Annotated in this window: 19 protein-coding genes; 8 read left to right on the top strand and 11 right to left on the bottom strand. The window is 66.8% G+C overall.

Annotation, left to right across the window (positions count from 1 at the left end):
- Positions 1-38: 38 nt before the first annotated feature.
- The gene (gene rpsO / locus OG741_RS28995) at positions 39-329 is read right to left on the bottom strand and encodes a 30S ribosomal protein S15 (protein WP_215096097.1); all 291 of its coding nucleotides are present in this window, start codon (positions 327-329) and stop codon (positions 39-41) included.
- 156 nt (positions 330-485) lie between these two features.
- Positions 486-1,985 (bottom strand): type VII secretion integral membrane protein EccD, encoded by a 1,500-nt coding sequence (eccD, locus tag OG741_RS28990; protein WP_405605831.1) that lies wholly within the window; start codon positions 1,983-1,985, stop codon positions 486-488.
- A gap of 223 nt (positions 1,986-2,208) precedes the next feature.
- Here eccD and eccCa point away from each other — a divergent pair, with 223 nt between their 5' ends.
- From eccCa to OG741_RS28965, 5 genes are all read left to right on the top strand, one after another.
- A complete protein-coding gene (eccCa, locus tag OG741_RS28985) occupies positions 2,209-6,186 on the top strand; it encodes a type VII secretion protein EccCa (RefSeq protein ID WP_405602733.1) in 3,978 nt (1,325 codons plus the stop codon).
- A gap of 154 nt (positions 6,187-6,340) precedes the next feature.
- A complete protein-coding gene (locus OG741_RS28980; RefSeq protein ID WP_405602730.1) occupies positions 6,341-6,841 on the top strand; it encodes a hypothetical protein in 501 nt (166 codons plus the stop codon).
- Positions 6,842-6,852: 11 nt separating this feature from the next.
- Positions 6,853-9,117: a hypothetical protein gene (locus OG741_RS28975; RefSeq protein WP_405602727.1), complete on the top strand. Its 2,265-nt coding sequence runs from the start codon at positions 6,853-6,855 to the stop codon at positions 9,115-9,117.
- 221 nt (positions 9,118-9,338) lie between these two features.
- Complete coding sequence (locus OG741_RS28970) at positions 9,339-9,764, top strand: hypothetical protein (protein WP_405602726.1); 426 nt, start codon at positions 9,339-9,341, stop codon at positions 9,762-9,764.
- 224 nt (positions 9,765-9,988) lie between these two features.
- Positions 9,989-10,615: a hypothetical protein gene (locus OG741_RS28965; protein WP_405602724.1), complete on the top strand. Its 627-nt coding sequence runs from the start codon at positions 9,989-9,991 to the stop codon at positions 10,613-10,615.
- Positions 10,616-10,691: 76 nt separating this feature from the next.
- Here the strand turns inward: OG741_RS28965 and OG741_RS28960 are convergent, their stop codons facing one another.
- The 9 genes from OG741_RS28960 to eccB form a co-directional block, all read right to left on the bottom strand.
- Entirely contained in the window at positions 10,692-12,737 is a 2,046-nt protein-coding gene (locus tag OG741_RS28960) for a protein kinase domain-containing protein (RefSeq protein ID WP_405602721.1), read from the bottom strand.
- A gap of 15 nt (positions 12,738-12,752) precedes the next feature.
- On the bottom strand, positions 12,753-14,999 hold the full coding sequence (locus OG741_RS28955; RefSeq protein ID WP_405602719.1) for a protein kinase domain-containing protein: 2,247 nt from the start codon (positions 14,997-14,999) through the stop codon (positions 12,753-12,755).
- A gap of 5 nt (positions 15,000-15,004) precedes the next feature.
- Complete coding sequence (locus tag OG741_RS28950; protein WP_405602717.1) at positions 15,005-15,898, bottom strand: serine/threonine protein kinase; 894 nt, start codon at positions 15,896-15,898, stop codon at positions 15,005-15,007.
- A gap of 117 nt (positions 15,899-16,015) precedes the next feature.
- Positions 16,016-16,315, bottom strand: coding sequence for a WXG100 family type VII secretion target (locus tag OG741_RS28945; RefSeq protein ID WP_405602715.1), 300 nt, complete (start codon positions 16,313-16,315; stop codon positions 16,016-16,018).
- A 66-nt stretch (positions 16,316-16,381) separates the two neighbouring features.
- Complete coding sequence (locus tag OG741_RS28940; RefSeq protein WP_328667694.1) at positions 16,382-16,744, bottom strand: WXG100 family type VII secretion target; 363 nt, start codon at positions 16,742-16,744, stop codon at positions 16,382-16,384.
- A gap of 101 nt (positions 16,745-16,845) precedes the next feature.
- Entirely contained in the window at positions 16,846-18,081 is a 1,236-nt protein-coding gene (locus OG741_RS28935) for a S8 family serine peptidase (RefSeq protein ID WP_405602714.1), read from the bottom strand.
- A 1,750-nt stretch (positions 18,082-19,831) separates the two neighbouring features.
- On the bottom strand, positions 19,832-20,353 hold the full coding sequence (locus OG741_RS28930) for a hypothetical protein (protein ID WP_405605829.1): 522 nt from the start codon (positions 20,351-20,353) through the stop codon (positions 19,832-19,834).
- Between the two features lie 172 nt (positions 20,354-20,525).
- Entirely contained in the window at positions 20,526-21,764 is a 1,239-nt protein-coding gene (gene mycP, locus OG741_RS28925; RefSeq protein WP_405602713.1) for a type VII secretion-associated serine protease mycosin, read from the bottom strand.
- 14 nt (positions 21,765-21,778) lie between these two features.
- Positions 21,779-23,311, bottom strand: a complete 1,533-nt coding sequence (gene eccB, locus OG741_RS28920; RefSeq protein ID WP_405602712.1) for a type VII secretion protein EccB — start codon at positions 23,309-23,311, stop codon at positions 21,779-21,781.
- A gap of 181 nt (positions 23,312-23,492) precedes the next feature.
- Between eccB and eccE the strand changes: the two genes are divergently transcribed.
- From eccE to OG741_RS28905, 3 genes are all read left to right on the top strand, one after another.
- Positions 23,493-24,827, top strand: coding sequence for a type VII secretion protein EccE (gene eccE, locus OG741_RS28915; protein ID WP_405602710.1), 1,335 nt, complete (start codon positions 23,493-23,495; stop codon positions 24,825-24,827).
- Complete coding sequence (locus tag OG741_RS28910) at positions 24,824-25,543, top strand: hypothetical protein (protein WP_361910148.1); 720 nt, start codon at positions 24,824-24,826, stop codon at positions 25,541-25,543. Before eccE ends, OG741_RS28910 begins: the two co-directional genes overlap by 4 nt.
- 136 nt (positions 25,544-25,679) lie before the next feature.
- Positions 25,680-25,913 (top strand): DUF397 domain-containing protein, encoded by a 234-nt coding sequence (locus tag OG741_RS28905; RefSeq protein WP_108152923.1) that lies wholly within the window; start codon positions 25,680-25,682, stop codon positions 25,911-25,913.
- Positions 25,914-26,090 lie beyond the last annotated feature (177 nt).

The raw sequence follows: 26,090 nt of genomic DNA, 5'->3' as shown, positions 1-26,090 counted from the left end.
GGCCCCCTAAGAGTGGGAACCGCTCCCTTCACGGCGTCTTACTTGGCACCGCCGGCCGCACCGCGGCGGATGCCGAGGCGGTCGACCAGCGCACGGAAGCGCTGGATGTCCTTCTTGGCCAGGTACTGCAGCAGACGGCGACGCTGGCCCACCAGGATCAGCAGACCACGGCGGGAGTGGTGGTCGTGCTTGTGCGTCTTGAGGTGCTCGGTCAGGTCCGAGATCCGGCGGGAGAGCATCGCGACCTGGACCTCAGGGGAGCCGGTGTCGCCCTCCTTGGTGCCGAACTCGGACATGATCTGCTTCTTCGTAGCGGCGTCGAGAGACACGCGGTACTCCTCTTTGATGTTCGATGCGCCCACAAGTGCCCCTGGTCTTGATCTCAGGGGAGCTTCCGTGACTCGGAGGCGAAGGTCCGATGAGCGCTGCACCCAGATACTCCGGGAGCGCGTACACAAACGGCCGTCACCCACAGTACCAGTCAGTCAGGAGGTCATCGCACGGATGGAGTGGTAGACGTCGAAGACCGCGAGGCAGAGCGGTACGAGCGTCAGCAGCACAGCGGCTTCCGCGATCTCCAGAGAGCGGCCCCAGAAGGGCGTGACGCCCTTGCGCGGCACGATCAGTCCGATGGCGGTGATCACCGCGGCGACCCCGGCGACCGCGGCGGTGAGCCAGACCGTACGGATGTCGAGCGCTGTGCCGTCGCCCTTGAGGGCGTCGAGCATCAGCCCCCTCGGCGGGTTGAGGCACAGTCCGACCCCGAGCAGGGCCAGCGAGCCGAGGCCGGCCGCCAGGGCGCAGCCGACCTGCGCCGTGTAGCGGAACAGGTGGGCGCGCATCAGCATGGCGATGCCGGTGGCGAGAGCGAGCAGCTGGCCCCACACGTTGTCGGAGAATCCGAGCACCGCCGAGGCTCCGAGGGCCACCAGCGCACAGCCGCCGACCAGGCCGACCAGCAGTTCGTGACCGCGCCGGACCTGGGCTGCGATGCGCTCGGCGTCGACCGGGCCCTGAGGGGCGGGATCGTTTCCGTAGTCGCCGACGGTCGTACGAGGCGGCTCGAAGCCGATGGGGAGGCGGGCGAAGCGCGTGGAGAGACCGGGCAGGAAAGCCAGGGCTCCCACGGCGAGCGGGGCGCACACGGCAGCGGTCTCGGCCGGCTCCATCTTGGTCGTGATCGCAGCGAAGGTCACCAGCAGGCCTACGGCGGCGGCGAAGACGAAAGCGACGAAGGGACCGTCTCCGCCGGGGGCGACGATCATCAGGATCACGGAGACGACGAGAACGGCGGCGCAGGCGAGCAGGAACTGGAGCTTTCCGATCCCCTGCCCCTCGGCGAGGGGCAGGAGTCCGGCTCCGGCGACCGCCGCGTTGGCCATGGAACCGATGCCCAGAGCGACGGACGAGGCCCGGTCGTCGTACACCCGTGCTCGTACACCGGCGAGCGCGAGCAGCATCACGCCACTGACGGCGGCCAGAATGCCGGGCAGGCCGTGCATGTCGTGCCGGGGGTCGGCGGTCCACAACACGAAGGCGAGAAGGACCAGCAGGACGGATCCGCCGAAGAGCCCGGCGCCGCGCATCAGGCTGTCGTTCCACAGCGTGCGGTCGCGGGCGACGGCGGAGGCGACGGCATCGGAGACGTCGTCGAAGACCGCCGGGGGCAGCGATTCGGCGAAGGGCCGCAGCGACAGGAGCTCGCCGTCGAGGATGCGCTGGGCCGCCAGGGAGCGCGCGCCGTCGAGCACGGTGCCGTCGCGACGCACGAGGTGGTACCCGACCGGTGCACCCTCCGCGGGGCTCTGCCCGGACAGGCGGAGGATCTCCGGGTAGAGGTCGGCGACGGGGATGTCTTCGGGCAGTGCCACGTCGACGCGGCCGTCCGGCGCGACGACCGTGACTCGGCAGAAACCGGTTCCGCCGCCGGACGGAGTTCCGGGACCCGGGTGACCGGTTCCGGTGGCCGCCGCTGAGGCCGTCATACTCACCTGCTGCTCCCCCTCGTGATTCTCATGGATCGTGAGCCTCGCTTGCTCCCCGAATGACCCTTTTTTTGCGGTAGTTCACGGGCGAGCAAACGCGTCGCGCCACCCTACCGCCAACCGTTGACCGGCCACGCAAGTAGGATCCCTCCCCGCGGATGGAACCCGTCGCCACGGGGGCGCCGATAGGAACATTTCCATCCGGCAAGGGAATTGGTGAGCTGTGAGCCAGATCGTCGTGAAGCGCCCACCTCGGGCCCTGCCCTCCGAAGTACCCGGCGAGCAGGTGCAGTTGCAACCCCCGCCCGAGCTGCCACGAGGGCAGCAGGAGGGGGCGCTGATGCAGCTGCTGCCGATGCTGGGAATGGGCGGTTCTGTCGTCTTCTTCTTCATGACCCCGAATCCGATCATGCGGATCATGGGCATGGTGATGATCGCGTCGACGGTCGGCATGGGCATCGCCATGCTGGTCCGCTACCGGCGCGGCACCCAGGGGCAGCTCGCCGACATGCGACGCGACTACCTCAAGTACCTGACTCAGACCCGGCGTGCGGTTCTGCGGACCGCCCACCTGCAGCGTGACGCGCAGTTCTATCTGCACCCGTCCCCGGAGCAGTTGTGGGCGCTGGTGGCCGAAGGAAGCCGAGTCTGGGAACGCCGCGTGGGCGACGACGACTTCGGGCAGGTACGCATCGGCCTGGGCAGCCAGCAGCTCGCGACCCCGATCATCGCCCCCGACACCGCGCCCGTCGACGAGCTGGAACCGCTCACCGCGGGCGCGATGGCGCAGTTCCTGACGGCACACGGCACGCTCGACGGCCTGCCCATGGCCGTCTCGCTGCGCGCCTTCTATCACGTGACGGTGAGCGGCCACGCGGAGTCCGTCCGCTCCACGGCCCGCGCGATGGTCGGCTCGCTCGCCTCCCTGCACTCCCCCGAAGACCTGGTCATCGCCATTGCCGCCGGGCGCGAGGCAGCCCCGCAGTGGGAGTGGGCGAAGTGGCTACCGCATGTCCAGGCTCCTGGGGCCGGTGACGGAGCGGGCAGTCGCCGCCTCATCACGACCGACGCACGGGATCTGGAAGAGATGCTCGCCGGGCGGCTCGAGGGCCGTCCCCGCTTCCAGGGCGGCGGCCAGCCGCTGCTGGACCAGCCGCACATCGTCGTCGTACTCGACGGCCAGTCGGTGCCCCCCGTATCGGCGCTGGCGGCAGCCGAGGGTCTGCAGGGCGTGACCGTGATCGAGGTCGTACCGGGCGAGGTCACCGGGGCGCGCGGAAGCCTGTCCGTGACCGTGCACCCCGACTCGCTTCAACTGGAGTCGGGACACGGCCTGGTGTACGACGGGACGCCCGACCTGCTGAGCCGCGAGGCGGCCGAGGCACTCGCCCGCCAGCTCGCCCCCCTCCGCATGGCCTCCGGCGGAGACGACGACGAACCGCTGCTCGCCAACCTCGACTTCACCGACCTGCTGAACCTGGGCGACGCGGCGTCCGTCGACGTCAGCCGCACTTGGCGCCCGCGCTCCCAGGCCGAGCGGCTGCGCGTCCCGATCGGCGTCGGCGAAGACGGCACTCCGGTGATGCTGGACCTGAAGGAGGCGGCCCAGGAAGGTATGGGCCCGCACGGGCTGTGCGTGGGTGCGACCGGTTCCGGCAAGTCAGAGCTGCTGCGCACGCTCGTACTTGGCCTGGCTGTCACGCATTCCTCGGAGACGCTGAACTTCGTCCTCGCGGACTTCAAGGGTGGCGCCACCTTCGCCGGCATGTCCCAAATGCCGCATGTCGCCGCGGTGATCACCAACCTTGCGGACGACCTGACGCTGGTGGACCGCATGGGCGACTCCATCCGCGGCGAACTCAACCGCCGGCAGGAGATGCTGCGCGACGCGGGGAACTACGCCAACATCCACGACTACGAGAAGGCGCGCGCGGCGGGTGCCCCGCTGCAGCCCATCCCGTCACTCGTTCTGGTCATTGACGAGTTCAGTGAACTCCTCACCGCCATGCCGGACTTCATCGAGATGTTCGTGCAGATCGGACGTATCGGCCGTTCGCTGGGCGTCCATCTGCTGCTGGCCTCGCAGCGCCTGGAAGAGGGCCGGCTGCGCGGGCTTGAGACGTATCTGTCGTACCGGATCGGCCTGCGGACCTTCTCCGCGGCCGAGTCGCGTGCGGCGCTGGGTGTGCCCGATGCCTACCAGTTGCCCAACGTTCCCGGCTCCGGGTACCTGAAGTACGGCACGGACGAGATGGTGCGGTTCAAGGCGGCGTACGTCTCCGGGGTGTACCGCACAAACCCCCAGCAGGCGGCTTCTCTCGGAGGACCGCTTCCGGTGGACCGCAGGCCCGTACCGTTCACGGCCGCTCCGGTGCCGGTCAGGTACGCCGAACCCACCGCTCAGCGCCAGGTGCCGGAGGCGCGTACGGCGGAGGACGACGCACTGGCCGACTCCGTACTCGATGTGATCGTGCGCCGGCTGGAGGGGCGGGGTGCGGAGGCCCACCAGGTATGGCTGCCCCCGCTGGACAACCCACCGCCGCTGGACGAGCTGCTGCCCGGACTCGCGGGAGTGGAGGGCCGCGGCCTGACGCAGCCCGGGTACGAGGGCGCGGGCCGTCTCGTCGTCCCGCTGGGTGTGGTCGACAAGCCGTACGAGCAGCGCCGCGACACTCTCTACCGGGACTTCTCGGGAGCAGCTGGCCATATGCAGATCGTCGGTGGCCCACAGTCGGGCAAGTCGACCCTGCTGCGGACGCTCATCTCGGCCTTCGCGTTGACGCACACGCCGCAGGAAGTGCAGTTCTACGGCCTCGACTTCGGTGGTGGCGGCCTGTCCTCGATCGCCGGCCTGCCGCATGTCGGCGGGGTCGCGTCCCGCCTCGATCCTGAGCGGGTGCGGCGCACGGTCGCCGAGGTGTACGGCATCCTGTCGCGGCGCGAGGAGTACTTCCGCAGCGCGGGCATCGACTCCATCGGCACGTTCCGCAGGCTGCGGGCGCGCGGTGACATCTCGATGACGGAGCAGCCGTGGGGTGATGTGTTCCTGGTCATCGACGGCTGGGGCAATTTCCGCACGGACTACGAAGGCCTGGAGCCGGCGGTCCTGGACATCGCGGCGCGCGGTCTCGGCTACGGCATCCATGTGATCCTCACGGCCTCACGTTCGATGGAGGTCCGAGCGAACCTCAAGGACCACCTGATGAACCGGCTGGAGTTGCGTCTTGGCGACACGATGGACTCCGAGGTGGACCGCAAGGCGGCCGTCAACGTCCCGGCCGGCGTACCGGGACGCGGTCTGAGCCCGGAGAAGCTGCACTTCATGGCAGCCGTTCCGCGGATCGACGGCATCAACTCCGACAGCGACCTGTCGGAGGCCACGGCGGCCATGACACAGGAAGTCACCCGGCACTGGACGGCACCGGGAGCCCCGGCAGTGCGGCTGCTGCCGCGCGAACTGCCGGTGGGCAACCTTCCGGCGGGCTTCGCGCACCCGGAGCGCGGAGTCGCCTTCGGTATCGACGAGAACAATCTGGAACCGGTCTTCCTCAACTTCGAGCGCGACCCGTTCTTCCTGGTGTTCGGCGAAAGCGAGTCCGGCAAGTCCAATCTGCTGCGGCTGCTCATCAAGCAGCTGACCGAGCGGTACGACGGAAACGCCTGCAAGCTCTTCGTGATCGACAACCGTCGCGCACTGCTGGACGTGACCCCGGCCACACACCTGGCCGAGTATGTGCCCATGTCCAACAACATGGACCACCACGTCGACGCGCTGGAGGATCTGATGCAGCGCCGTACTCCGTCGGCGGATGTCACGGCACAGCAGCTGAGGGACCGCAGCTGGTGGCAGGGACCGTCGGTGTATGTGGTCGTGGACGACTACGACCTGGTGTCCACTTCGAGCGGTAACCCCCTGAGCAAGCTCACGGAACTGCTGCCCTTCGCACGCGACGTGGGCGTCCGCTTCATCATCGCCCGCAGCGGGGCCGGTGCCAGCCGCGCCGCGTACGAACCGTTCATGCAGCGGATGATGGAACTGGGCGCGCAGGGTGTGCTCCTTTCCGGTGACCCGCAAGAGGGAGACGTACTCGGCGGCGCGAGGATGCGCCCGATGCCGGCGGGGCGGGGCATCTTCGTCTCACGGCAGCGGGGGAACCCGCTGGTGCAGACGGGGCTCATGGCTTCGGACCTTCACTCGTGATCGGCGCGGCGGTCTAAATGGATCACGCCATGGACAACCTGATGTACGGCCTCAAAACCGATGCGCCGGACGGCGCTTGCGAGTAGTTGGAGCACATCAATAGGTTGGGCGGAATGTGACCGTCCATCGGTACGCACGGGGGAAGGACCCGCAGATGGCGTGGGACGAGTGGGAGCAGTTGAAGGCGTCGGCGGCTGAGAGGCATTCGACGCAGATGCAGCTCAACGGGCTACCGCCGGAGGACAGGCCCAACGCAGGCAGCCCTCAGGGTGATCTCCAGGTCAACCAGAAGGACTTGGCCGCGATCGGTGACGAGGCGTTCAAGCTGTACAACCGCCTGTGGAACGAGGCGCGGGTCACCAGCACCGACTCGGCCGGAACCAGTCTCACAACCCAGGGCTTCGCCCTCGGCGGGGCGCTGTCACATGTCTCGTTGCGCTGGGACAAGCAGCTCGGCTCGGTCATGGACGCCTGCGCGCTCATCTCGAACCACATGGACTTCACCAAGAATGCGCACCAGGGCGACGAGATCTTCATCGAGCGCCACGTGAGCAGCATCCACACACTCGACAGCGGCTTCGACGAGTCGTACGCACCGCCGGGCAAGGAGAACGCGGTGTACGGCGAGAAGGACAAGAAGGACGAGAAGGACTAGGGGTACACCTCATGGATTTCGAAGCCCTTCACTCGGCCAACTTCAAGCTGCTCGATGACACGGTCACCGACTGGACGAGCATGCTCACGAAGCTCAAAGAGCTTGAGAAGGACGCACGGGAAGGACTCCGGGGCAAAGCCATCAAGGCCAACTGGGCCGGCTACAACGCCACGGTCTCCCGGGAGTTCATCGGCAAGACCGCGGGCGAGTTCGACGACGCACAGAAGCAGGCGAAGTCGATCCGCGACATTCTTCAGGATACGCGTGACGAGCTGAAGACACAGCAGCGCCTGCTCAAGGAAGCCATCGAACGGGGGCGCGGGAAGCATCTGACCGTCAAGGCAGAGGGCAGCGGGTTCCGTGTCGACGTGAATCCTGACTCGAAGAGCTCCACGGGTCAGAAGGATGCCAATGACTTGCGCGATGAACTTGAGGGGATTCTCAAGGAGGCCACGCGGATGGACAGTTCCGCCTCCGAAGCCCTCAAGGCACTCGTTGACCTCACGGATTACGGTTTCTCCGGGGCCGTGTACAAGGACCGCGACTCGGCAGACGCCGCGATCAAGAAGGCGGAGAGGCTGGCCGCGCTGGCTGGGAAGAATCCCGAGGATCTGACGGTCAAGGAGTTCGACGAGCTCAATGCCGGGCTGAAGGAGTACTCCGGCGACGAGATCTTCGCCGAACACTTCGCCTCGACCCTCAAGGCAAAGGGAACGCTGGAGTTCTGGACGGACATCACCGACCCGTACAAGAACCGGGACGTCTACAGCGAGCGCCGCGAACAGCTCGACGATCTCCAGAAGAATCTCAGCCTCACGCTCGCCACGGCCTCCCAGGCGGACACTCCTGAGATGTCGCAGTGGCGGGTCGACATGACGAACCTCGGCAGCCAGCCCGTGCACAAGAACGGCGGGCCAATGGGCTTCCAGGTGATGAGCAACCTCATGCGCTGGGGGAATTTCGAGGACAGGTTCCTCACGGACTACGGCTCCGCGTTGATGGACACCGAGAAGAAGCACACCAGCAACGGCCGCCACGGGGCGGCCGTGTGGTCGCCGATGGGGATGGACCCGGATCTCAACCGTACCGGCACGGACTCCGGGCATGATCCCATGATCGGCTTCTTGAAGGCGCTGTCCAACAGCCCTGATGCGGCCACCGACTTCTTCAACGATGACTTTGTCACGAAGGACGAGGATCACGACTTCAAGACGAAGGACAAAGACGGGAAGGAGGTCAAGGACGAGCTCTCCAACTTCGACTACCTCTTCGAGGAGCGCGACTGGCCGCCCGAGATGGACAGTGAACGGGAAGACAGCATCGAGGGCCGCAACAACCTGGCACTGGCCCTGGAAGCGGCGACGACGGGTCACCCGGCCGGCGAGCTGCCCACCGTCGACACGCCGCCGCACAACGCGGGGCAGGCCAACCTCATGAAAAGCATCGTCGAGTCCATCTCGGAGGACAGCGCGCGCCTTACCGATCATGGCTTCATGTCAGACAGCATGGGCCAGATCGCGTCAGAGTATCTGCCGGACATCAACCGAGCGATGACCAATGACGGTGACGACGACACGAACAGGCTCTTCCCGCTCGCCGGCTCTCAGGCAGAGATGAATCATCGGGACGTGACGCGATTCCTGTTCACCGTTGGCCAGGACGACGAAGGTTACGCTGCAGTTGAAGTGGGTCAGAAAGCCTACATGGCGAGCCTCATGGACTATCACCTCAACCCCGACCTTCCAGCAGACCTGCGCTACTCCAACGACCCACAGTTTGTCGTTGAACAAATTGCACACGGATCGGGTGAAGTCTCGGGAACCCTTGCACAAGCCCGCGCGGAAGCCGTTGCCGGAGAGGCCGAAGAGAAGGACAAGGCCTACGAGCACTCGGTGGCGCAGTTGAAGAACGGAATCTCGGGCGTGGTAGGCACAGGCGTTGGCGTCGGCACAACCTTCATCGCCAGCCCCGTAGGAGGGGCTGCAGCAGGAGGGGCCGCCGGCACCGTGACCAGCATGATCCTCGAAGAGGTGTTCAAGGACGCCGAGGGCAAGGCCAAGGATGAGGCCGGCCCCGTCATGGGTGAGCATTGGGAAAGCGGTCTGGAGAGCAACACCAAGTACACCGAGAGGGCAGCTGAACTTGCGGCAGAGGCACATAAGAGAACTGGCCTTGAGGATGTAGGGGAATGGGCGCGCACTGGCACCCAGAGCGGATTCAGGGCGTCCGAGGCGAGTGTGAATTCCATGGCAGCGGACCTCAAGACAGACATCTGATGCCACACCCTCGGCGATCGATCTCGCAGCTTGAGTAACTCTCACCCCGTCCAGAGAGGCCTTCAGTCTTGATGTACTCCCGTGCCAGACTCTCACTGCCCCCAAGGAAGGTTGCGTTCCTGGCGACAGCCATCGTCCTCGGAATCGCGCTGTCAGCATGCTCAAACTCAAAGAGCGAAGAGCGGAAGTACGCCGTCCCGGACTCGCTGTGCGGCGTAAGCGTGAAATCCGACCTACTGTCACCGTTCTTGCCACCCGGAGAGAAAATCTCCACGCAAAAAGAGTCACCCTCCGGCGGAACTACTCGATGCAACATCATCGTGGATGGAAAAGTTGCTGTCATCGCGAGCCGGGTATGGTGGGGGAAAGCGGCGGGTGACAGGGTGATCGATGTGGCCGCCGTACACGCAAAGGTGGCCCCCGGGCAGGTATCGGATGACGAGAAGTACCTTTATTCAGGTACCGGAGCCGTCGGCAAAACAGAGGGGTGCGCCGACTCAGCCCACCCCAGGCAGGATTTGTTCACCGTCATCCAGGTATTTACATCCGGCCGGGATGACGAATCCGCGATGAAACGTCTGATCCCCGCTTACACCAAGGCGGTCGAGCAATCCGATGAGTGCCCTCACGATGAAGGCGCACCGTAAGAGGGAGTCGCGGCCGTGCGACGTCAGCGGTACCCCATCAAGCGTCGAAGCTCCGGTTGAAGACGGATGGCCTTGCTCAAGTCACCGTTCACAACTGGAGCTTCGATGTGCCGCCAGTCAGCCCGACACCATGCGTCCCCTTGCAGCGTGCAGCAAGAGGACGCAGTCCTTCTGGAACGGCGGGACGTCGTACAGGACGCAACGCAACGTCCACAGGAGACTCCATGAGGAAACGACGGTTCGCACGGATCGTGGTGGCCGGTGCTGTGCTGGTGCTGGCCGGCTGCGGAAAGAGCAGCGGGGGCGAGGCGTCGGCGCTCAGCGAGCAGCAGATGAAGGCCGTGGTGCCGGACTCGAGGGCCGTGCCGGGTTGGGAGGTCCTCAGTGGGCCTGCCGCGGACACCATGGAGGGCGACCTCAGGGGCAGCTTGTGTCCCGAGAAGGAGAAGCAGGCCTGCGAGGGCGCCCGATTCGTTGGGACCTCACGCTTCGAGAAGAAGAAGGCGGAGATCGGGTTCTGGGCCATGACCTATCAGGATGAAAAAGCCGCCGAAGATGCCTTCGACGTCCATTGGGACTGGTACAGGAAAGGCCTGGGCATGCCCGAGAGCCTGGACCTTGGCAGTGTGGGCGAGCAGCGCCAAGCCGCGTTGGGCACGAGCAATTACCAAGGTGACAAACGCGCTGTCGCGCAGGTGAGACTCGGCACCGTCATCATGTGGGTCAGCGTCGATGCCTCCCGCCAGACAGACATCGATGCCACGCTGGTCAAGGACCTTGCCACTGTCTTCGCCGCCCGGGCCGACGAGGCTGAGAAGGGCAGGACTCCAGCGGCTGCGCTCGACAGCTGAGCAGACACGAGACAGGGCAGGCCGCGTGCCCACCTCGGGTCGTGATGCCGTCCATCTGCTGTAACTCGGCCAACGGTCAGGGGCGGACCGGCAGGGCGGCGATGAAACCGGCTTGAGTGACGAAAATGCGATTGCCATCGCCCGACACCGTGTATGCACCGATGCCGCTGGACTGATATGGGAACACCTCTTTGCCGGTGCGGGTACTCGCGGCAATGAGCCCCTCGTCATTCCGCTTGGCGATCCACGCAGTGCCGCCCTGTACGGCAGGCGGCATCCGAGTGCCGACGTTTCCCCCGGTATCGGCCTTCCACTGCTTCTTACCGTCGCTCACTCTGCAGCGGTGCAGCTCGTCGTCGACGGCGTACACCTGGTCACCGCGAACGGCTGGAGGGCCCCATCCTCCGTACTCTGCCGGCACAGACCACAGCTTCTTGCCGTCGTCGAGCGAGCGAGCAGTCAGTGTCCATCCTCCGAGGTAGACCTTGTCGTTCACAACTGCCGGCGCCAGGGCTGAATCCCCCTGATTGGGGAGGTCCCATGCTGTACGCCCTGTGGCCGTGTCCACGGCGATCACATTGCCGTCAGCGGGAAACAGGACCAGACGCCCCTTGCCGGCCGCCGCCGCTGGTGGTTCGGCTCCTGATGTCCGTACGGGCGTGGGGATCGACCACAGCACCTTCCGCGTCGCCACGCTCACGGCGCGCAGCTGCCGTTCCCGGGTCATTACGTACACCGCGCGGGCGTCCGCGGCCAGGAGCTTTTCCGTAGTGCCGGAAGCCGTCCAGGCATGCACGCCGGTCGAGGCGATGAACGCGTGCAGCGAGCCTTCCGCATCGGCGCCCACGACGAGCCTGTCGGCGATCGTGAGATAGCCGGCGGACGCCACCACATCGGGGGCGCGCCACTTCTGCTTCCCGTCCATCACCTTGCGGGCGGTCAGTCCGCCGTCCGCTGCCTCGTGGAGCACAACGTCGCGCACCGGAAGGGGAGCCGGGGTACGTACTCCCGCTCCGGACAAGGGCCCCCACAGAGGCGTCAGGCTCTGGCTGGGCGCCAAAGGCGATGCCGTCGGTGTTCTGGCGGCGGGAGGGACGGCGACCGCCTTCTGGGTGTTCTGGCCGGCCTTGAGCCACCAGGCAGTGGTGCCACCGCCGGCCGCAAGGACAGTGACGCCCACGCCGAGGACGGTCAGAAGGCGGCGTCGGGACGGCCTGGGGGAACCCTCTGCCGTGTACGTCGAAGCCAGTGATGCGGCCGCGGTCTCACGTCGCGTGATGTCTGCGGCCAACGGGCCCTGGCGCCAGACCTTGTCGGCACCCTTGGGAGGCGCGAGGGCCCGCGCGATCTGTTCGGGCAGCGGACGGTGCGCCGGGTCCTTGGCCAGGCAAGGGAGGACCAGAGGCCGGATCTGGTCGGGTACCAGGCGCAAGTCCGCCTCACCGTGGACGACTTGGTACTGCACGCCCGCCGCATGGGGACCGTCGTAGGCACGCTGCCCACTGACCGCGTAAGCGAGAACCGCGCCGAGTGAGAAGACATCAGCCGCCGGACCGACTCGTTGCCCGAGTACCTGCTCGGGTGCGCCGTATCCGGGTGTGACCGGGATCTGGCCGGTCGTGGTCAGTGTCAGTCCGTGCTCGGGACGGGCGATTCCGAAGTCGATGATGCGGGGGCCGCGGGAGGTGAGCACAATGTTGGACGGCTTGAGGTCGCGGTGGACCAGGCGCGCATCGTGGATGTCCTGAATGGTGCGAGCAAGTGACGCGGCAAGGGCGCGAAAACCGGCCTCGTCCATCGGCCCGTATGCGGTGACTGCCTCATCGAGCGTCGGGCCCGCCAGGAATTCCGCTGCGATCCAGGGCCGTCCGCCCTCCAACTGCGCCCCGAGGACCCGCGCAACGCCACTGCTGGTCACAGCCTGTGCGGTCTGGGCCTCGCGCACGAATCGCTGAGCCAAGTTCTGATCGTGCGCGAGCTCGGGGCGGAGGACCTTGACTGCTGCTTTCCGTCCGGCGTTGTCCCGACCGAAGTAGACCTTCCCCATCCCGCCTTCGCCTAGTGCGCCGAGGAGGCGGTACGGGCCGAGGCGCAGTGGATCACCAGTGCTGAGGGGGATCATCGTGGAGTTGCTTTCTTACTCGAACGGCAGGGCGGTCATGGTGGTGCCGTCGGCGCAGACGAGCCGCCTGGCTCCCTCATGCGCCCCGAAGTGAACAGCCGAAGTCCGGTACGTCCAAACGGACTTGTGGGTACGGACATCAACGGCGCTCAGGCCCGTGGTGAGGCGGGCGTAAGCGTACTTCTTGCCGATGATCGGTGGGAGATCGAGGTAAGGTTCCTCGTCCTTGGTCAAGTCCTCCGCTTCCTCCCACAGCAACTTTCCGGTTGCGGCATTCAGGGCGACGAGTCCGCGGGTGCCCTCGGCCGCGTACACGACGCCGTCTTTCACGGCCGGAGTGCCGTAGAGCCGGGCACCTTCGGCGACCGCACCTCGATTTCGGCCCTTCCCGAACTTCCAGGCCTCCTCGCCGTCGGAGAGCCGCAGTGCCCAGACGTATCCGCTGGCGACATAGACGTGCTCCTGGTCCAGGGCGAGCTGGCCCGGGATCATGTATGACTTGTCATCACTCTCCCTGGGGATGTCCATACCCCAGAGCCACTTGCCCGTACGGATGTCCACGGCATATACGCTGAAATGCGGCTCAATAACCAGGGGGTTCGACCCAGTTGTCTCTTTCCGGCAGACGATCAGGCGCTTCCCGACGGCTTTCGCGGTGACTGCCCCCGCCTCGTCGCCGGGGTAGAACTGCCTCGCATGCTTCTCCCAGAGCTTCTTGCCCGTACGGAGATCGATGGCCAGCAGGTACCAATCCTTGGACCTCTCATTGACGTCGTGGGACAGCACCTCCTTCCGGGCCCCCAGACAGAGCACGCCATCACCGACGGCGAGCACTTCCGCGTCGTCGACGGAGTCGGCGAATTCGGAGTATTGGCCAATGCGACGGTGTGGGGTTCCGGGGGCGGGCGTGAAGGTGTGCACGGACAGGCCCTTGTCGCCGACGTACGACCCTTGCTCGCCGTACCCCTTCGGGAGGAATCCGTAGAGCGCCGTGCCGTCCGACATGATCTGATGCGTTTCGCTCAGCAGTCGAGACGACCAGCGCCGTTCGCCGCTCTTGGCGTCCAGAGCAGCGAACTCCCCGCGCGACCAGGTCGCGATCACATCGCCTATGGGCATGATGAGTTGGTGCGTCCCGTCATTGCCGGTGTCGGTCTGCCACAGGGCACGAGGCGCGTCACCGGGGGTGCTGGTGGGACTGCTCGTCTCGTCGTCCGCTCTCTTCCTGCCGAACCACGCCCACGCTCCTGCTCCTGCCGCAGCCACGCCCATGACGGAACCACCGCCCACCGTCAGTAGCTTGCGGCGAGACACGGTACGTGGCAGGGGAACCGACGGCGACTCCGGCGACGTGTCCGCCGGAGGCAGGAGGCGGTGCGGCGGGACACTCCACACCCTTTCCGCTCGGCGTGCGATCTCAGCGAGCAGGGACTCGGGGAGGTGCTGAGCGAAGTCGGAGGGGCAAGTGCCCAGTTGGGCTGCAAGTTCCGTTGTCGAAGGACGGTCGGCCGGGTTCTTGCTGAGGCAGCGGGCCAGGATGGGGATCAGGGGCTGCGGGAGACCGGTGAGGTCAGCCTCGGCGTAGCGGACACGGTAGAGGAGGTCCGCGGGCTGACCTGAACCGAAGGGGCCGTGGCCAGTGGCGGCGTACGTCAGGACGCCGGCCAGGGCGAAGACGTCGCCAACGGAGGTGTGCTCTTGGCCGGTCGCCTGTTCCGGGGACATGTAGGCGGGGGTGCCGGCGGCCGCACCAGTGCGGGTGAGGCGGTCGTCGCCGATGGCGCGGGCGATGCCGAAGTCGATGACTTTGGGGCCGTCCGCCGTGATCATGATGTTGGACGGCTTGAGGTCGCGGTGGACCACATCCGAGTCATGGAGCTGAGCCAGGGCGGCACACAGCAGAGCCCCCAAGGCACGCACCGCGGGCTCCGGGAGGGAGCCGGAGAGGGCGACGGCATCGTCCAGTTGCGGGCCCAGGACGTACTCCGTCGCCAGCCAGGGAGTCTCGGCGAGCGGGTCGGCGTCGAAGACCCGGGCGCCGTGGACGGGGCCGATGACGCGGGCAGCGTCCACTTCGAGCCGGAATCGAGTCCGGAAAACGGGGTCGGTGGCGATGCGGGCTTGCATGGTCTTGAGCGCGACCGTACGGCCCGAGGCTGAGCGAGCGAGGTAGACGGTGCCCATGCCACCGCTGCCGAGACGGGCGACGAGACGGTAGGCCCCTAGCTGGTAAGGGTCGTCGTGGACGAGTGGGGAGAACATCAGCCTCAGTACAGGGGAATAGGGATGGGTAGTTCGGCGGCCAGGACGTCCGCCGACTGGCGGGCCAGGGCTGCGACCACCCGCGCGGGCAGCGAGAACGGGACGGCGGAGTCCATGACAGTGGCCCCCGGGGTTGCGGTGGTCGCGGACGAGGTCAGGTCTGTGAGGATCTGGTGCGCGTGCGGGCGCGCCGCCGGATCGCGGGCGAGGCATGCGGTGATCAATCCCCGCAGGGAAACTGGGATTTCGGCGCGTTCCGGGAGTGTGTGGCCGGTGCTCGCGTAGGAGAGCACTGCTCCCAGGGCGTACACGTCGCCCAGTGGGCGGGGGCGACCGCCCTGGGCTTGTTCCGGAGCGAGGCTGCCAGGGTCCAGTCCCTGGAGGCCGGCGCGCTGTTCGCCGTCCGGGGCTGCTGCACGTACGGCTCCGAAACAGGCCAGGCGAGGGCCCCCAGCTGTGAGCAGCACCGCAGAGGGCGACAAGCCCGCGTGCGTCACACCCTGGGCGTGGGCAGTGACCAGGGTCTGGGCGAGGGCGGCACCCAGGGCGCGTACGGCGGGTTCCGGCAGGAGTCCGCCGTTAGCCGTCAGTACTGCTGTGAGCGGGAGGGCGGGGACGTACGGCGCCGCTTGCCAGGGAAAGCCCGGAGTGCCGCCAACTTCTGCGACCGGCAGCAGACCCGGTATTGAGAACCGGCGCACCTCCTCCGCCTCAACCGCCCAGCGGCTCGGGTCGACTCCGGTACGCGGGATGGACACGATGACCGTGCGATCGCTGTCGGCGCTGCGGGCAATGTAGCGGCGGTCGGGAACGGTTCCTTCCGTGCTCCCTGCGTCGAACCGGACCAGGGTGATGTAGGGCCCGATCTGTGACGGGTCGTCGTGGCGTAGGCATTCCATGCGCAATTTCCCCCGTGTAGGTGCCGAGCCGCCTGAGCCTACTCACGCACCGGGCAAAGACAGAGGTGGGCACCTCCCGCGCGTGCCCACCCTGTTGCCCATCCTGCCGCACAGCTCTTAGAAGTTGCTGGCAGCCTTCTTGTCGCCCGCCTGGTACGCGGGGCCCGCTTCGCGAACCGCCTTCGCGATGCCCTTCAGGGCCTGGTGAATAGCCCGCGTCTCGGTGTCCCACTTCTTGTGAGCAGCATCCGCCGCGGTCTTGGCTTCACCTTCGAAGGTGTTGGAAACGCCACGGATCTTCGTCTGGATGGCCTCAAGGCTCTGATCCAGGCGTGCCGCCTGCTTCTCGATCTGACTCGCCGCCTCGTCCAGCGACGAGTAGGTGACGACCATCATGCCGTCGTTCTGCTGTGCCACGGGTCCTCCAATTACCGCTTGTGCCTGGTGTGTTGGCTACTGAATGCGCAATGCCGAGGGGCTCTGTCAGTAGCCGGCGATGTTCGAGGTCGCCGCCCTGGTCGCACCTGCGTCACCGGAGAAGCCGGCGGTCACGTCGACCCCGTGCAGGGCCTGGTAGACCTCGTCATCGGTGTTGCCGGCGGTGGTACGGGTGACCTGAATCGCTTCCTGGAAGTTGAGCAGCATCTTGGCGATGCGCACCATGCCCTGGTTGATCTCGGTCTGCTTCGCGTCGAAGGCGCCGGCGCCGACGCCCTTCCAGTGACCTTCAACGCCGTCGATGACGCCCTGGAGGGTCTTCAGCTGACCCTTGACGTCCTCGAAGTTCCTCGAGATTTCGTCCTGGAAATCCTTGAGGCTTTGATCGCCAACCTTCTGGACTGCCATGTGTCGATCTTCCTTCCCTGTGTTTTCTATGGATTGCGTCGTGGCGGTGCGTGCGTCCGGCGCGACGGCTTGGTGGGCTGAGTGGTTGAAGGAAGCCGTAATCAGGCGCTGCGGCGCCTGCGGACTACCGCGAAGGCCCCAGCCGCGAGGACGACTACGGCTGCGGCCGCGCCGATAATCAGGCCCAACTGGCTGTCGTCATCAGCGTTCTTGCTGGAGTTTGCCGCGGCGGCCTGGTCACCGGAGTTGCCCTTCGGGGCTTGTGACGAAGCTGGTGCAGAGGGGGCAGGCGGGTTTGCGGCGCCAGACGCCTTCTCGTTGGTGAGAGGGTTCACATCCCCCGCACCCGGGTCACCCTTGCCGTCGAGGATGATCTGGCGGGGACGGATCAGACCGTGGCCGAGGTAGTTGCTACGGGTGCCCTTCTTCCAGTCCCGGCCCGCGGTGTCGATGAGCGCGCGGAGGACTTGATTCGCGGTCCATTCCCGATGCATCGACCAGACCAGGGCTGCGGAGGCAGAGGCGATGGCGGTGGCGGAACTGGTACCGCCGTCACCGTCGCAGTAGCGCTGGAACTTCTCGTCGCACCAAGCCGGAATGTCGTTTCCGGGCGAGGCGATGTCCACGTTGTCGCCGTGCTGGGAGTATTCGGCTACCTGACCCTCACGATCAGCCGCGGCAACACCGACTACGTCTGGATAAGCAGCCGGATAGTGAGCCTTGTTGCCCTCCTTGGCGTTGTTGCCAGCAGCGGCAAAGAACAACTTGCCTTTGCTCTCTGCGTACTCGACTGCCTGCCTCTCTGCCAGGCTTGAGTAATCGCTACCGAACGACATACTGATGATCTGCGCATCACTATCTGCCGCAGCCCGGATAGCATCCGGCGCGTCCTGGCCGTTCACCCGACGTCCGTTCTGAAACTCTGTGTCGGAGATCCGAAATGGAATGATCTTCACTCCTGGAGCGAGACCTCGCAGGCCACCGCCCTTCCCCGTGCCGGCGATCAACTCGGCCATGGTTGTCCCATGCCCCCTGTAGTCGTCGGTCTCATCGCCCTCGGCCTCCGTGGTATCCAGTCCCTTCAGAACCTGTCCTTTCAGCGAAGGCGCGGACGGGTTGACACCGGAGTCGATGACGGCCACCTTGATGCCTTCACCCGTGGTGATCTTCCACATGTCCTTGGCACGCATCGCGTCCAGGTACCACTGCTTCGACTGCACATCCGCGGCAACGGCGGCCGGAGCCATGCCAGCAATACCGACGCTCCAAGCGCTGACCGCAGCCAACATGCAGAGCAAGCCTCTACGCTTCCGGGCCTGGCTCATTCCTGCCGTCATCCTGACTTCCGAACCTTCCGTCTGCCTATTCGATCACTGGCGGCACGGCGCCACGCTGCCGAGCTGCCCATGTCTCTTCGTCTTCCGTCAGGTAGTCAGGACGCGCCGATCCGGTGCGCTCCTGCTCCTCGTTCTCGCGCTGGTTTCGCCCTGTTGTGCTGCGCACGAGGCCAGCACCCCCTTGTGTGAAGCCTCCTGCGCCGGGTCGTGCCCCAGGGGCGCTGCCACGGGGCGTGCCAACGACTCCGTTCGAGCTGGCTGTTCCCCGCCCCCCAGGCCGACTTGCGCCATTCGCAGGCTTCGCGCCGACGACCCCCTGCTGGCTGGTCCTTCCTGTGGACGTACGTCCCGGTGTCGTTCCCTCACCACCGACGACCGTTCCCCTCGGTAGGCGCGATCCTGAAGAGCCTCCAGCGGCACGCTGCGGGTTACCGCCCACGATCCCGTTCCCACGACCTGCGCGGGAACCTGTCGCACCCGTACCTCCACGGCCCGCTGGGGAGCCTGCCGTACCGGCCCGTCCGGCTGCGGGATTCTGGCCTGCGGCGCCGACCGGGCGGGCTGCTCCAGCGCGTCCTGTCGCTGGGGAGCTGGCACCGACGCCACCCTGCCGCCCGACGGGACTGGGGTGTCCGGCCGCACCGTTCCGGCTCCCCGCCGCCCCCGGTCGCCCGACTGAGCTGGTGCCTTGTCCGCCTGCCTTCGACACACCAGACGCGCTCGTCGGCCGCGGTGCGCCACCCTTCACAGGGTTGGCAAGCCCGTTGGCCATTGGAGGAACAGGCCCTCCCGCGGGGCCTGTAGGTCCGGTGACAGCGGGAGCAGGAGCAGGGCCAGGACTTGTGGTGGGAGGCGGCGGTGCCGCGACACTGTCGATCTCCACCGACGTGTTCCGGTCCGGAGCGGGCGCGACCGTGCCAATTGCCTCCGCCCGAGACTCTCGACCGGTGACGCTGGAATCCGCATGACCCGAGGGCGACTGCGGCGCGGTAGTGCCCGACGACTCGACGCCCGTCGCCGTTGCGCCCGAACTCGGTTCCGGACTGCGATCGAACCCGGTGGGCCGAGGCACATTCGCCTTGAGCGCCCTCTCGAACCTAGGCGGTTCCTGAGCAGCCAGCGTCTGCTCCGAGACCGCGTAGTACGACGCCAGGCGGTTCATCTGGTTGATGGCCTCCTGGCGGTCCTTCTCAACCTTCACGGCCTTGTCGTAATCCGGATTGCCCTCGACGCGCCCAGGAGCCGCGATGTCCGCAACTGTCTTCTTGTGCAGCCGGTCATCACGCGGAGGCATGTGCACCGAAGCCAACCCTGTGCCAGCGACCGTGATCTGAGTTCCGGCCACGTCGGCGAAATTACCCAGCTTCTCGGCATGCGCGACGAGTTCCGTCCCAAAACTACGGAACTCGTTGCCCGCCTCGCCCTTCCACTCCACCTTCTCGATGTAGTCCTTGAGCTCCCGCGCTGCTTCCCTGATCGCATCCCTGGCTTTCCAGAGAGCCGTGCCCGCGTTCTCCAGGTCCGCCGGATTGGTGCTCTCGACCAGGTCAATCATCGCGTTGAGCTCGTGACCCTCGAAGCTGGACCTGGCGAAGGGCCCCGGACCACGTCCGGATCCGAAGACACTGCTCATCACCGACGCCACCTGTCGAGTGACTTCGGTAACGCCGAGCTGAGTTTGGACCCGCGTCAGGTCCTGCTCGTGCTGCTCCTTGGGGCTCAGTTCCTTCGGGCTCTCGTCACTCATCGGTCACCACCCGGACTTCGAGGTCTTGTCATTGACGTTCGGCGTCTCGGACTTGGGCTTCTTCGCCTCATCCTGGAGTGCCGCGTGCTCACGATCGATGCGGGCCTGGATCGCCGCGTATCGCCGCCGGAGATCCTCCTCCACATTGTCGAAGCCGACCTCCGAAGCATGCACGCCAATGCTCAGACCCTCGATTTGATCACCAAGGGTCCTGGAGAGCGAGACAAGGGCCTGGTGGACACGGTTGTACTGCTTGTAGAGCCCCTCCGCCTCGGGGAACTCTGCGGGGTTGCCGCCACTCAGGGAACCCCTGGAGACCGTCTGTGCCGCCACCTTCGTGTGGCCTGCCCCCCCGTTCTCAAACTCTTCCAGCAGCTTGTTCACACGCGTCTGGAAATTCTGCAGCGCTTGAACGCCCCGCTCGAGGTCACTCCCACCGGTCGGGACGCCTCCGCCCCCACCACCGCCGCCATCGAGCACGATGCCCGTTCCTCCCCGTTTGCTCCAGCTGTCACACGTTGCGATCGTGGTCACTCGCACATCACTGATCGCGCAAATACCAGTCTAGCCACTGGGTATGACAGCCCCAAGTGTCTTATCCGTCACGCGACTTCGCCCGGCCACCAGGTGTGACGTCCCCAGAGGCCTATGCGGTTGCAACGTTCCCCGTCAGGTCCGGTCTCTTGCTGTCGATCACTCAGCCGCGCGCTTCCCCCGTCATCCGCCTCGTACGCCGCCGCGCGTCACGAAGTGCCACCGCGCCACCGGCGATTGCAGCGACCAGGACGCCTCCGCCCACCACCACATACGTCGCGAGGCGGGCGTTGCGTTCATCCGCCGTCTCGCCGAGGTGCAGTTCGGCCGGGGTCGGTGCCTCGCCTCTGGTTACGCCCTCGTGGGCGACCGGTTGGTCGATGGGCTTGTCGTCCTCGGTCAGGGCGCGCACCGGGTCGACGACGCCCCATCCCACGAGGCGATCGTGGCCCGCGGTCGAGCGTTCGGCTGTCTGCTGGAGCTGGGCGACGATCTGCTTCTGCGTCCACTTGTTGTGCTTGCTCTTGACGAGTGCGGCGATCGCCGCGACATACGGCGCCGAGAAGCTGGTGCCGTTGTCGGCGCAGTGGCCGCCCCCGGGGACGGTGGTGACCATGTCCACACCGGGGGCCGCGATGCCGACGAACTCGCCCGACTGGGAGAAGTACGCGCGTTCGTTGTTGCGGTCGGACGCTGCCACGGCCAGAACGCCGGAGAAGGAGGCTGGGTAGGTCTTCTTGACGTTGCCGCCCAGTCCGTCGTTGCCGGCCGAGGCGACGACCACGATGTCCTTGGCCAGGGCGGCGTCCACCGCCCTCTTCAATTCGGGTGCGGGCTCCACGGCGTTGGCCGTGTCCTGAGAGATGTTGATGACGTCGGCGCGGGCCCGGACCGCATGGTCGATCGCCTGGGCGAGAGTCTTGGCGGTGCCGTGGCCCTCGGCGTCATTCTGCTTGATGGGAATGATCGTGGCGTCCGGAGCGAGGCCGACGAAACCGGTGCCCTTCGCTGGGCGGGCCGCGATGATGCCGGCGATCTTGGTGCCGTGGCCCACCGTGTCCGTGGTGCCGTCCGCCTTGCCGCGCTCGATCTTGTCGCCCTTCTCGTCCTTCTCGGGGAGCAGGTTCAGGCCACTCTTGACGTCCACCGCACGGCTCAGCTGCGGATTCTTGACGTCGACACCGGTGTCGATGACCGCGACCCGTACACCCTTGCCGGTGGACTGCTTCCACAGCTCGTCCAGCATGACCCGCTGCAGCGCCCACGGGCGGCCCTCGTACATCTTCCCGCCGAAGGTGCACTGGGTGCCCGAGTCGGCGGCCGCAGGGGCAACCGGCAGGCCGATGAAGGTGATTGCGGTGGCGGCCGCAGCGGTGAGGAGCCGGCGGTACGTGTGAGTCATGTCTGCCACCGCCCTCACGAACCCTGGGGCTGGATGGCGGCTCCGGTCGACAGGCGCGGTCCGGTCGGCAGGAACGAGGACCACGCCGCGGGAACCGGCACCGGATCGACGCTCTTGTAGCCGAGCCGGTTCTGGGCCTGCTGGGCCTCTTGCTGGCGCGCCTCCTTCTCCTTCGCCGAGCCGGAGGAGCCGATACCGGAATCGCCGGTCGCAGTGTCTCCGTTGGACTGCATCGCGTAACGCAGTCCCGTGTCGGTGACCAGGAAGAGGAAGCCCGAGCCGGTCGTGGAGCCCTTGAACTGCCGGAACAGCAGGCCCGATCCGGGAGTGACGTAGGCGCTGCTCGAACCGGTCGGCAGGATCGCAGGGAAGTCGGTGCCGGCCCAGGTGCTGAGCGTGGTGGCGCCGTTGGCACCGTCCACCTTGCGCAGAACGTTGCACACGGTGTTGCGGCTGCCGTCGGCAATGGTCGGCGAGTTGACCGGCTTCGGGGCCTGCTCCGGCCAGTCGTTGTTCTGCCCGAAGGCCTCGCCAGGCTGGAAGGTGGCGGCGCTGACGGACTTCGCCCGGCCGGCCTGGCCGAGCTGGATCGAGTCCTTGCTGTTGAGCAGCAGCTTCGCGGTGAAGTCCGAGACGGGGGCGACTCGGCCGGGCAGAACCACGTACTGCTGGTTCTTTGTCCCGTCGGTCGCCATGAGGACCATGCCCACCTTGTTGAGGTCGGGCTCCAGGTCACCGGGCACCTTGGCGTCAGTGCCGACAGTGCCGGTCACCTTCGGGAACTTGATGAGGTCGCCCTTGTGCAGTGTGTCCAGCCAGGCGGCCGACACCCGCTGAGGTGCACGGCCCTGCCCCACCAACTGGCGCAGCAGGAGTTCGTCCTTCGCCACGGCATACGCCTTGCCCTCGGCGTCGACGACATAGCGGGTCTGGTCGGGAGCGGGTCCCTCCACGTACAGCAGTTCACCGCCAGTCAGACGGTTCGCGCCTTCGGTCTTCTTGTACTCGCGTTCGGCGAGGACGAATGCCGCCTTCTGAATCGCCCTGCCGCCCTCGCCCGGGCGTTCGCAGACCGCCCAGCGCTTGGCTCCGCCGGCTTCCCCGGCGTCGGGCAGCCGGTCAGGGGCATAGGGAATGCCGAGGGTTGCTCCGTGCGGGATCTTCCCGTTGTCGAGTACCGACTCGGAGACGTTGATGACCTTGCCCTTGTCCGGGTCGAGGAGGAGTTTGGCGGACGCCATGTTCAGAACGGGGTGGAGCTGCCGCTTGCCATTGGTCTCCAACACCACATAGCGCGTGGTGGACTTGCTGGCAATGATCACGTTCTCTTTCGGTTTGTCCCACCCTTTGGGTGCTACCGGTTTGAACATGCCCCACGCCCCGAAGACGGCGAGGATCACCACTCCGACGATCGCTCCGGGCATCACCGCACGCAGGGGGCGCGGCGCACCTTCTTCCGAACCGGTCGAGTTCGGCTGTACGAACTGCGCAATCAGCCTTCGCTTCGCGAAGGTGTAGGCGTTGAGTTCGTCCCGTCGTGATGCCATCTGTCCGCTGTCCCTCTCCCCGCCGGGCGACCAGGTTCCCATACTCACCGAGCAGGGCCGCCGTCGTACCAGCCCCCTACTATGCCTGCTGGCGCTTCCGTCTCACTGCTCAGGTAGGGTGATCGCCCGGTCAACGCCCATGGGAATTTGGTAATTACGGACACGAGGGGGCAACGCGGCGATGGGTACGGCGACGCGCGCGCGAAATGGGCGGACTAGCGAACGGGCCCCTGACACTTCCCGACGGCAACGAAGCAACGGGCGGGGAACTTCGACGCTGCAGCACATACCCCCGACGACGACTCTGCGGCCTCTTTCGCGAACCAATCGTGTCGGTCCCTTCCAGTTGCGACAACTCGTCCTCGTCGAGGCGGCACTTGCGCTGACGGCGGTCGGAGTCGCCCTGGGCGGACTCTGGATGGTTCCCACCATTGCCGTCTCGTCCGTGCTGGTACTGGTCGCGGTGATACGCCGCCGCGGCCACGCCGTGCAGGACTGGCTGTCGACAGCGCTGGCCCTCCGCGCGCGCAGGCGTGCCGCCGGACTACCCGCCGGGGAAGTGGACCCGTCGCTGGCTCCGGTCGTTGAAAGCGTGCCGGGATTCCGGCCGTTCACTTACGTCGACCGGGATCGGCGCACGGTGGGGATGCTCGGTGACGGCACCTTCCTGACCGCGGTGGTGAGGGTCGAGGCGAGCGGTGACGCCCTTCGCCCTGCGTTCGGTGCACGGGCGCTCCCGCTGTCCCTCCTGGGCGGTGCCCTCGAAGTGGACGACATCGTGGTGGAGTCGGTGCAGTTGGTTCAGCAGGTGCGTTCGGCGCCCGCGCCGCATCTGCCCCAGCAGTCGGTCGCGCGACTCTCCTACGCGCCGCTGCAGGAGCGGACCGGGGCGCCGGCTCTGAGGATGACCTGGGTGGCGGTGAAGCTGGACCCGGAGCTGTGCCGGGAGGCCGTCGAGGCACGTGGCGGCGGAATCGAAGGCGCCCAGCGCTGCCTGGTGCGCGTGGCCGACCATGTGGCGAGCCGGATCACAGGTGCCGGATTCCGGGCCGTCGTACTGGACCAGGAGGACCTGAACACCACAGTGGCGACCTCGGCCTGCGCCAGCCCCAGGCTGGCCGCGCGCGCGAGTCGGCCGGACGCCGCGCCACAGCGTCGCACCGCCGAGACCGCGCGCGTCTGGCGCTGCGACGATCGCTGGCACACCACATACGCGGTGGGCCGCTGGCCCGAGTTGGGACGTGGAGCGTCTCCGCTCCCCAAACTGGTGTCGTTGCTCACCTCGGCACCGGCCTACGCGACCACCTTCAGCCTCACGCTGCGCCGTGGCACACACCAGGGGTCGATGACCGTGGGCGGCCATGTCCGCATCACCGGCGGCTCCGACACCGAACTGGTCGGGGTGCGGCGGGCGTTGGAGCAGGCCGCACGATCGGCGAAGGTCGGTCTCGTACGACTGGATCGCGAGCAGCTGCCCGGCGTGCTGGCGACGCTGCCCCTGGGAGGTGCGCGATGACGACCGGAACCGGAGCGGCGCGTGGGCTGCGGGGGCTCCTCGGCCCCCGCCACGCGGGGCACACGATGGCCGCGGACGATCTGGGCGCGCTGTCGCTGCCCGTCGGGGACGACGGTGTGGTCATCGGCGACGACGCGGAGGGGCGCCCCCAGATGGTGGGGTTCCACCGTTCGTCACCGTACGACGTACTGCTGATCGGCGGTCTGTGGACGGCTCAGGTGCTGGCGCTGCGCGCGGCGGGCACCGGCGCACGGGTCGCGGTCGAAACGGGGCGCGCCCAGGCATGGACCCTGCTGGCGCAGGCCGCGGGCGCGGGTCTGGAATGCATCACGCTCCATGACGTGGGGCGGGTTCCGCCGATGGGCGCGACGGTGGGCAGTCCCGTGGTTGTGATCCGGGACTGCGGCATGAGGCCGCCACGGGGGCGCGTGGTGTCGTCGCCGTGGCAGTCGGTGCTGACGCTGCTGCCGTATCTGAGCCCGGTTGCACCCCGGTTGATGCGGGACTCCACGCTGGTGGGTATCCAGCGGGTCTCGCCTCAGGAGGCGAAGCAGACGGGCCGGATCCTGGGGCTCGCCCGGGGCGAGATCGATGCCCTGCCGACCCTCGCCGACGGCGTGACTCTCTGGTGCGCCGGACGTGAGCGGCACTGGGTGATGACGACCGCCACGGACGCCGAGTCGGGCCTGCTGGGTGTGGCCCGGCGGATGGACTGAGTTTCCCGCCGTCGTCAGGGAAAGAGCTGCCCTAAGATTGCCCGTAGTGACGCTGAGTTGCATCCAACTACGCGACGTTTCTTGGCGCATGGGGCAGGAACATCCATCTCGGCAGTTACGAAGGAGAGCATCACTGATGGGGAGCGCACAGGAGAAGGAAGAGCTGTACGCCCTCGACATCTCTGGCGTCGAGTGGCTCAGCGCCCCCGGCACGAGCGAGGACGAGGAGCGCGTGGAGATCGCGCATCTGCCGGGCGGCGCAGTCGCCATGCGATCGTCTCTGGATCCCGAGACCGTGCTCCGGTACACCGAAGCCGAGTGGAGGGCATTCGTGCTCGGGGCACGCGACGGGGAATTCGACCTGCGCTGAGACGCAGGGCGGACGGAAGCGTCCCGGCGGCGGACAGCCACACATTTCGCCGCGTAATGCGGGTGGGGGGCGCCGCGGGTGTCTCGGCCGGCCGATGGTCGTGGTGCGAGACAGAGGCGCTGTCCACCCTCGCTGACGGCGTCACACTCTGGTGCACCGCGCGGGACCGGCAGTTCG

It is taken from the genome of Streptomyces sp. NBC_01410, assembly GCF_045040195.1.
In the GTDB taxonomy this organism is placed as follows: Bacteria; Actinomycetota; Actinomycetes; order Streptomycetales; family Streptomycetaceae; genus Streptomyces.
This window is presented reverse-complemented; position numbering and strand designations above follow the sequence as displayed.

Bases quoted from the DNA above. Each gene is read 5' to 3' on its own strand.
- eccD (WP_405605831.1), bottom strand. From the start codon at position 1,985: ATGACGGCCTCAGCGGCGGCCACCGGAACCGGTCACCCGGGTCCCGGA.
- OG741_RS28980 (WP_405602730.1), top strand. From the start codon at position 6,341: ATGGCGTGGGACGAGTGGGAGCAGTTGAAGGCGTCGGCGGCTGAGAGG.
- OG741_RS28975 (WP_405602727.1), top strand. From the start codon at position 6,853: ATGGATTTCGAAGCCCTTCACTCGGCCAACTTCAAGCTGCTCGATGAC.
- OG741_RS28965 (WP_405602724.1), top strand. From the start codon at position 9,989: ATGAGGAAACGACGGTTCGCACGGATCGTGGTGGCCGGTGCTGTGCTG.
- OG741_RS28960 (WP_405602721.1), bottom strand. From the start codon at position 12,737: ATGATCCCCCTCAGCACTGGTGATCCACTGCGCCTCGGCCCGTACCGC.
- OG741_RS28955 (WP_405602719.1), bottom strand. From the start codon at position 14,999: ATGTTCTCCCCACTCGTCCACGACGACCCTTACCAGCTAGGGGCCTAC.
- OG741_RS28950 (WP_405602717.1), bottom strand. From the start codon at position 15,898: ATGGAATGCCTACGCCACGACGACCCGTCACAGATCGGGCCCTACATC.
- OG741_RS28940 (WP_328667694.1), bottom strand. From the start codon at position 16,744: ATGGCAGTCCAGAAGGTTGGCGATCAAAGCCTCAAGGATTTCCAGGAC.
- OG741_RS28935 (WP_405602714.1), bottom strand. From the start codon at position 18,081: ATGACGGCAGGAATGAGCCAGGCCCGGAAGCGTAGAGGCTTGCTCTGC.
- mycP (WP_405602713.1), bottom strand. From the start codon at position 21,764: ATGACTCACACGTACCGCCGGCTCCTCACCGCTGCGGCCGCCACCGCA.
- eccB (WP_405602712.1), bottom strand. From the start codon at position 23,311: ATGGCATCACGACGGGACGAACTCAACGCCTACACCTTCGCGAAGCGA.
- eccE (WP_405602710.1), top strand. From the start codon at position 23,493: ATGGGTACGGCGACGCGCGCGCGAAATGGGCGGACTAGCGAACGGGCC.
- OG741_RS28910 (WP_361910148.1), top strand. From the start codon at position 24,824: ATGACGACCGGAACCGGAGCGGCGCGTGGGCTGCGGGGGCTCCTCGGC.
- OG741_RS28905 (WP_108152923.1), top strand. From the start codon at position 25,680: ATGGGGAGCGCACAGGAGAAGGAAGAGCTGTACGCCCTCGACATCTCT.